We start from the raw sequence: 360 nt of genomic DNA on the forward strand, positions 1-360 counted from the left end.
CCTGCGCCGCCACCGGCCTGTGCGCCCAGCGCTGCCCGGTGGGTATCAACACCGGCGAGCTGGTGAAGAAACTGCGCAGTGAACACGCCACCCATAACGGCACCGCCGACTGGCTCGGCTCGCACTTCGCCACCACCTTGCAGGGCGCCCGCTTCACCCTGCACGTGGCCAACGGTGCGCGCATGCTCCTGGGCGCGCCGCGCCTGAGCAAGCTGTCGGCGAGCCTGACGCGTCTGTCCAAAGGCCAGGTGCCGCAGTGGAGCAGCGCCATGCCCCAGCCGGAAAAGGCCATCCGCTTCAGCCCGAGCGTCAGCGACGCGCGTCCGCGGGTGGTTTACCTGGCAGCCTGTGTGTCCCGGG

1 pseudogene is annotated in these 360 nt (G+C 70.3%); it reads left to right on the forward strand.

Annotated elements, in window-relative coordinates:
* Positions 1 to 360: pseudogene (locus SB725_RS30345) on the forward strand (4Fe-4S ferredoxin); the annotation flags it as partial.

This window comes from Pseudomonas sp. SIMBA_041, from assembly GCF_046535095.1.
GTDB classification, from domain to species: domain Bacteria; phylum Pseudomonadota; class Gammaproteobacteria; order Pseudomonadales; family Pseudomonadaceae; genus Aquipseudomonas; species Aquipseudomonas mucoides.